Source organism: Acaricomes phytoseiuli DSM 14247, from assembly GCF_000376245.1.
Classification (GTDB): Bacteria; Actinomycetota; Actinomycetes; order Actinomycetales; family Micrococcaceae; genus Renibacterium; species Renibacterium phytoseiuli.
The window spans coordinates 1-6,005 of sequence record NZ_AQXM01000018.1 but is presented as its reverse complement, the minus strand read 5'-3'; the positions used below and the strand labels follow the sequence as shown (position 1 = coordinate 6,005).

Annotated in this window: 7 protein-coding genes; all 7 read left to right on the top strand. The window is 58.3% G+C overall.

The window, feature by feature from the left end:
- The first annotated feature begins 347 nt into the window (after window positions 1-347).
- A complete protein-coding gene (locus C501_RS0100315; RefSeq protein WP_018133650.1) occupies window positions 348-530 on the top strand; it encodes a hypothetical protein in 183 nt (60 codons plus the stop codon).
- Between the two features lie 486 nt (window positions 531-1,016).
- Window positions 1,017-1,583, top strand: coding sequence for an HNH endonuclease family protein (locus C501_RS0100310; RefSeq protein ID WP_245532359.1), 567 nt, complete (start codon window positions 1,017-1,019; stop codon window positions 1,581-1,583).
- Window positions 1,584-1,656: 73 nt separating this feature from the next.
- Complete coding sequence (locus C501_RS0100305; RefSeq protein WP_043567726.1) at window positions 1,657-3,243, top strand: hypothetical protein; 1,587 nt, start codon at window positions 1,657-1,659, stop codon at window positions 3,241-3,243.
- A complete protein-coding gene (locus C501_RS0100300) occupies window positions 3,240-3,983 on the top strand; it encodes a hypothetical protein (RefSeq protein ID WP_018133647.1) in 744 nt (247 codons plus the stop codon). The genes C501_RS0100305 and C501_RS0100300 overlap by 4 nt, the downstream gene beginning before the upstream one ends.
- A 62-nt stretch (window positions 3,984-4,045) precedes the next feature.
- Window positions 4,046-4,690 carry a nucleotide-binding protein gene (locus tag C501_RS0100295; RefSeq protein WP_156807540.1) on the top strand — a complete coding sequence of 215 codons (645 nt, stop codon included), beginning with the start codon at window positions 4,046-4,048 and terminating at the stop codon, window positions 4,688-4,690.
- Window positions 4,687-4,959 (top strand): hypothetical protein, encoded by a 273-nt coding sequence (locus tag C501_RS0100290; RefSeq protein WP_018133645.1) that lies wholly within the window; start codon window positions 4,687-4,689, stop codon window positions 4,957-4,959. The genes C501_RS0100295 and C501_RS0100290 overlap by 4 nt, the downstream gene beginning before the upstream one ends.
- A 132-nt stretch (window positions 4,960-5,091) precedes the next feature.
- Entirely contained in the window at window positions 5,092-5,415 is a 324-nt protein-coding gene (locus tag C501_RS0100285) for a type II toxin-antitoxin system HicB family antitoxin (RefSeq protein ID WP_018133644.1), read from the top strand.
- Window positions 5,416-6,005: the final 590 nt, after the last annotated feature.

Below are 6,005 nucleotides of genomic sequence, written 5' to 3'. Positions count from 1 at the left end.
CGGTGGAGCCTCCGGTTACGGTGGAGCCTCCGGTTACGGTGGAACCCCCGATAGTCACGCCGGTTCAGCCTCCGACCGAGCCATTTACCGTTGCTCCGGTTGTAGAACCACCTAGCACCATCGAGCAATATAACCGGGGCGCTACCACTACCCAGCCAACCATTGACACATACATAGACCGCACAGGGGAAACAGGCGTGCCTGAAGCTCAATCAGGGCAAGACCAGCTAGCCAATACAGGAACGAGCGGGCAGCTGCTATCCCTCGGGGGCGCTCTTGGTCTGATCGGTCTGGGCGCTACAGGAGTGGTCTTAAGTAACCGCGGAACCAGGAAAGTGTGATGACGCATGAGCGCCCAGGTGGAATTCGGGATGGCAGTGCGCGGCAACATCGACGAGGAAGCACACTATGTTCTCTGCCGTGAGCACAGGTACAAAAGCGAAGCAATGAGCGAAGAAGAAGCTGAAGAACTCGCCGAGCTGCACAATAGTGAGTTGCACGAGACAGGACATCCGCCAGAGGTGGCGTGAATAGGCTCTCCTCAGGGGTGGGGAGATAAAAGAGAAGGGGCCGGGCAGGGGATTAAGCCCGGCCCCTTCTTCGGCCAGTCGAGGGATTCAACGGCGTACCGTCGATGATCTAGAGGTGGACGCGGCCGCACGAACTCAGGAAGAGACTGATGCAGGACAGAATGACGGGAGACGGTAAGCACGCCCCTGTGACAACCTCATTCTCACCGATGAACTCCCTGCCTGGGTTGCCACTGAAGCTCAACCCGGCAGGTGGTGTGCCGAAGGTGGTGCTAGTAATCTCCTCGCGCCCGTCAGTTTAATCCAGTCAAAACAACATATGAACAATATCTAATACGGTAGAAATGTGTATATAATGTGGCTATGAAGTGGTTTAGAGTTTGCGTGAGCGCGATAGTCCTGCTGGCAATGGGCTTAGCTGGGTGCGCGGCAACCCCTAGCAGTGGTAAGGAGGTGAGCCCATCAACTATCACTGTGCCTGCGTTGGTGAGCGAGGCTCTGACCGCTTTGGCGGGCATAGAAGTCAAGGGGCGTGCGCCGAAGACTGGTTACCGGCGCGCAGAGTTCGGTCAGGCGTGGGCGGACATCGACCGTAACGGTTGCGATACTCGTAACGACATCCTGCGTCGAGACCTTACCGATGTCACCATCAAACCGGGAACCGCCGGCTGTCTCGTCCTCTCCGGCACCCTCACAGATCCCTTCACGGGACAGCAGGAGCGTTTTCAACGAGGAAAAGAGACATCGTCCCTGGTTCAGATCGATCACCTCGTGGCACTGTCGGACGCATGGCAGAAAGGCGCGCAAGGCTGGGATGCCGAAAAGCGCCAAACTTTCGCGAATGACCCAGCCAACCTCACTGCCGTGACCGGCGCGATCAACCAGGCTAAAGGCGACAAAGACGTGGCTACCTGGCTACCCCCGAATAAGCTCTACCGGTGCGAGTATGTCGGCCGCATCGTGAAGGTCAAGGCATCCTATGGACTGTGGATGACCCCAGCAGAAAAGAAGGCCGCCGAATCAATACTCATAAAATGCGCTGAAAATGTGTAATAAGTACTGCAAACGTGTGGCTGGTGCTGTACTGTGTGCTGTGTGAGATCTACTGGGCAGGGAGAGTGAGACTATGAGACCTAAGGTGTGGAGCCCGCCGAGAGTTCCGATGGCGTTCGTGGATTACCGCAGCGGTCGCGGCATGGATGGTGACGGTCGCCGGTTCTCTCCCGCAATCAAGGGAACGCGTAAGACCCCTACGCTTAATGACGTTCTGAACACTGCTTTGTTGGCCCGTGCTGAATGGGTGATGCTCACCGGGAAGACCCCGACGGTTCAGCCTGGTGGAGCGCACTGGCTTGATGCGGCAACAGAGGACTGGGGGCCGGGAACGCACCGGCGGCTAGAATCCGGCTTGACTGGCCGATTCACGCACAAGCTCACTGGCCACAAACTCACTCTCACTCACGCACGGGCCTGGTTTGACGAGGACATCACTGCTGAGCAGGCCCGCCAAGCCTTCCATGCCGTGACGGTTTTCCTGCGCACTGCTGAACCAAAAATGGACTTCCCTATGTTCACCCCAGCCGCTACCGGGAGGATGCTGTGGGGTTGGAGCGTCGGTAAAGACTTCAATCCGCCGGAGATCGACGACTTCATTCTTGACCGCATCCACGCCACCAGTGGCCAACACCATATGGAACACCTCGTCGCCGGTGACGACCTGAACGACCACGGCGATGTTGTTTCTCTCATCGACCCGAAGCAGACCCCGAAAATTCCCGGTTTCGTCCATCTCGACGGACGGTTCATGTACGCGAGCCTGGCCCGAGAGCTAGGCGTCGGCCCAGCCCGAGAGCTCGGCCGATCCGCCGCCGCTGACCTCCTCGAGCGCGACCCCTACGCGCGCGCCCGGTACCTGGTCCGTTTCCGGATCCCCGACGACTGGCAGCACATCGGCATCTTGGGCTGCCAGCACGAGAACGTCCGCGATGGCTGGTATTACCCGAACCGGCCCGGAGCCGCCGGCCAGACCTGGGCCGACGCGTCCGAGGTCTTCGTGGCCATCCGCCACGGCTGGCTCATCGAACCTCTCGAAGCGGTTCAATTCACTAAAGCCCGGCCACTGGATGTCTTCACCTCGCGCATCCTCAAAATCCGCGACCAGGTCGAGGCCGCCGACGTCCCCGAAGGGCTCAAAGACGCCGTGCTCGGTGCCTTTCGCAACATCCATCTCCACGGCATCGGGGCACTGGCCCGCCGTAACCGGGTCACCGAACACCGGGCGGCGAGTATCGATGACGTGCCGACCCATGCCAGATCAACCATGATCGACCACGGCGACCACATCACCTACGAAGACCGCGCCCCCTTGAACGATCGCGAAGCGTCGTTCTACCACCCAGAAATCTCCGCTCAGGTCTGGGGCCGAGGCCGTGCCAGGCTCCTGGATTCCCCCGCAGCAAACGGGCACAAAGCTGGAGCCCTCTACCTGCCGGGAGCATCCATTATCGGTGTTGAAGGAGACGCGATCTACACCACTGCCCTGCCTGACTGGGCGCGCCCAGCCGGGGCCGGGGGTGGCGATGACGGGAAGGTCGGTCGATTCCGGCTCAAAGGTGCCCTCGACGGGCCCACCAGCACTCCTGACACCCGAGAAGCCCGTGACCGACTCAAAAAACGCGCAGCTAAGGCTCTGCGAGAGGGCAGCGGATCATGAGCGATCAAATCCCCGTTTCCGACCTGGTGCGCCAGGTAATCGAGCAACGCAAAATGTCTATTTCAGATATCGCGGCCGAGCTAGACCGAGATTCGCGCCTAGTGCGTGCGCTGCTCAAGGGAGAGCGGACGGGTGAGAGCTTCCGTGACTCGCTCTCGGACCTTGCCGTCCGGGGTACGGTAACCAAGCGGCCGCCGCGCCGTCGGCGCAACGACGGGAGCTTGGTTCCGGTGCGCACCAAGGACGTCGAACCGGTTGCCGAAGGCGAAAAGCACGCAACCCGCATCCCTGAAGATACCGGCGGAACACCAGCCCAGCAGAAGACCACGCGATTCAGCCACAAAACCAGCTATGGCAAGAACGGCGACAGGCTCTCGTCTACGACGATGCATCCCAGTAACCGTGAAAGTAGGGTTAGAGGCTTCCAGGTTGCCAAAGACGACCTTCGTCGAATAGCGATGAGCCAGGCCCACAAGGACAAGAATGTTGCGCTGACGGTAACTCTTGATAACGGCCGTGAGATCAAAATAGGGGAGAAGGGCGGTTTTTTCTCATCTTCGATGCTTAAAACTGTCAACCAGAAACATGGCGGAAGTTTTGAAGCGTTCGTCAAAGCTCAACTCAACGAAATTTACCCACCAGGCAAGCGCGACGTTGTCTCTGGCCGGAGAGTCGTCGGCATCAGCATGGTTTCCCATGACTACAAAGACCGCGCGAAACACTCGAATAAACCCCGCTAATAACACAGCTTCTAACCATATTAATTACAGGCTTGATACTGCATGATGAGGAATTTTCGACCATGAAATCGAACCCAGAAGGAAAGCCAACAGAACCGCTTTTGATGACCGTCGGCGGCCTTAAAGGCGGCACCGGGCGCTCGACCACCGCCGTTTTCCTCGCTCTCAGCATCCACCAGGCCACCGGAGAGCCGGTACTGCTGGTAGATGCCGACGATAAAAACGGGACAGCTTATGAATGGAGCGAGGATGCAGGGGAGAGCTGGCCCACGGGCGTTTCGACTCTCTACTGGCCCTCTATGAATCTCGCTAAGCGCATCAAAGACCTCGACCCATCCGGGCATATCGTGATCGACACCGGCAACAACGCAGCGATCCTCCGCCAGGCGCTGCGGGTCACCGGTAACCTCATCATTCCTCTCGCCCCGACCGGAACGGAATCAACCAGACTCACACCAACCCTTGAGGCCGCAGCTGAGGTGACCGAGGACCGCCCCGTGACCCTGAGCGTGCTTCTGTCAAGGACTGTGCCACGAACAAACTCACGCACCCAGGCGCGCACAGCCCTCACCGAGGCTGGCATCACCGTTCTCGACACAGAAATCCCACGCCGGGAAATGTACTCCCAGGCTTTCGGCACTGTGCCGAATGATTTGGGAGCCTTCCCAGAAGCCCTGACCGAAATCACCGAAAGGAACAGAGCATGAGCGCCAACGAAAACCCCTTCGCCGCCAAGTTCAACCGCCCCGAGTCCGCTACTACGGCCAAGAAATCGAAACGCAGCGATGACAGTACGGGGGAGATGCCGCTTCCTGCGAAGAGGGCCACATACGAGTTTTCCGAGGACGTGAGAACCCTCATCGGTCTGGCTAAAAAAGATGCCCGAGAAAAAGGAATACGGGGCGCGTCCTACGCGTCGGTCATCGAAGACGCCATTCGCAAGACTTACGGAAAACTCCTGAAAACCCAGGAATAAAACACGAGTGATACACAAAAAATGTGGCCCTGCGAAGTTCGTACCTTCCAGGGGCCAGGTTAAATCGCGGAGGATCTACCAAGTCCGCCAGGTGCTCACAGCGATTGACAGACTCCGCAAGGAGGAGGCGAAATGAACTGGCAGCAGTACACGTATCGGGTGGCATGGCATCCGGAAGACGGAGAGTTTGTAGCTACGGTGGCGGAGTTCCCGTCGTTGTCTTGGTTGGCGGAGACCTCGACGGAGGCATTTGAGGGTATACAGGTTCTTGCACGCGATGTTGTGAAGGACATGGAAGATGCGGGGGAGCAGGTGCCCGCGCCTTTCTCACTGCGCCCCTATTCGGGTCGTATACCTATCCGCACAACGCCTGAGGTGCATCGTCGTCTCTCCATTGAGGCAGCTGAACAGAATGTATCCCTGAGTCGATACATCAAATCGAAAATCGGGGCATAGGAGAAGAACGATGGCCCGGACGAGTCCTGAACCTCCCCTTTCTCCGAGCTGCGCCCGGCAAACCCACGCCACATGCTCAGCGTGGGGGAGCGTAGGGGAGTACGGGAGTGAGCCTTGTTAGTGCCAGAGCCACGACCACAATTCGACAGAACCGGAGAGGTAGAGCGCTGATGTCGCACAAATTCGTTTTCGCTGTCCTCGTCGAGGTCGAGCACGAGCAAGGCCAGTTCGTATCTCGAGCTGCACTTGCTGAGAAGATCTCGGAATCGCTGGTCTCCGCGCAGGACGAGAATTTCAGGTATGGCGTTTCTCTCCGGAACGATTCTGGGGAATTAAGCGACTACAAAATCGCCAAGTGGGATGTTGGCGAAGTGCGAAGTCGGAGGAATCGGTGATGAGTCGTTTAGTCCGAGGCGTTGAGCTTTAGTGTGTTGGTACCTGGTTTTGAGTTGTGGAGGTCGGGTGTTGTGGAGACTGCGAAAGATTTTGATGAAAACTGAATTGTCCTGGGTTTGGTTCCTAGGTTTTTGCGAGGGCGCCGGTTGGCGTTCGCGTGGGTTCGAGGCCGGCGTAGTGGGCGGTCTCGAATT

Excerpts from the sequence above, each read along its gene's own strand:
- C501_RS0100290 (WP_018133645.1), top strand. The coding sequence starts at position 4,687 with ATGAGCGCCAACGAAAACCCCTTCGCCGCCAAGTTCAACCGCCCCGAG.
- C501_RS0100295 (WP_156807540.1), top strand. The coding sequence starts at position 4,046 with ATGAAATCGAACCCAGAAGGAAAGCCAACAGAACCGCTTTTGATGACC.
- C501_RS0100285 (WP_018133644.1), top strand. The coding sequence starts at position 5,092 with ATGAACTGGCAGCAGTACACGTATCGGGTGGCATGGCATCCGGAAGAC.
- C501_RS0100300 (WP_018133647.1), top strand. The coding sequence starts at position 3,240 with ATGAGCGATCAAATCCCCGTTTCCGACCTGGTGCGCCAGGTAATCGAG.
- C501_RS0100315 (WP_018133650.1), top strand. The coding sequence starts at position 348 with ATGAGCGCCCAGGTGGAATTCGGGATGGCAGTGCGCGGCAACATCGAC.
- C501_RS0100305 (WP_043567726.1), top strand. The coding sequence starts at position 1,657 with ATGAGACCTAAGGTGTGGAGCCCGCCGAGAGTTCCGATGGCGTTCGTG.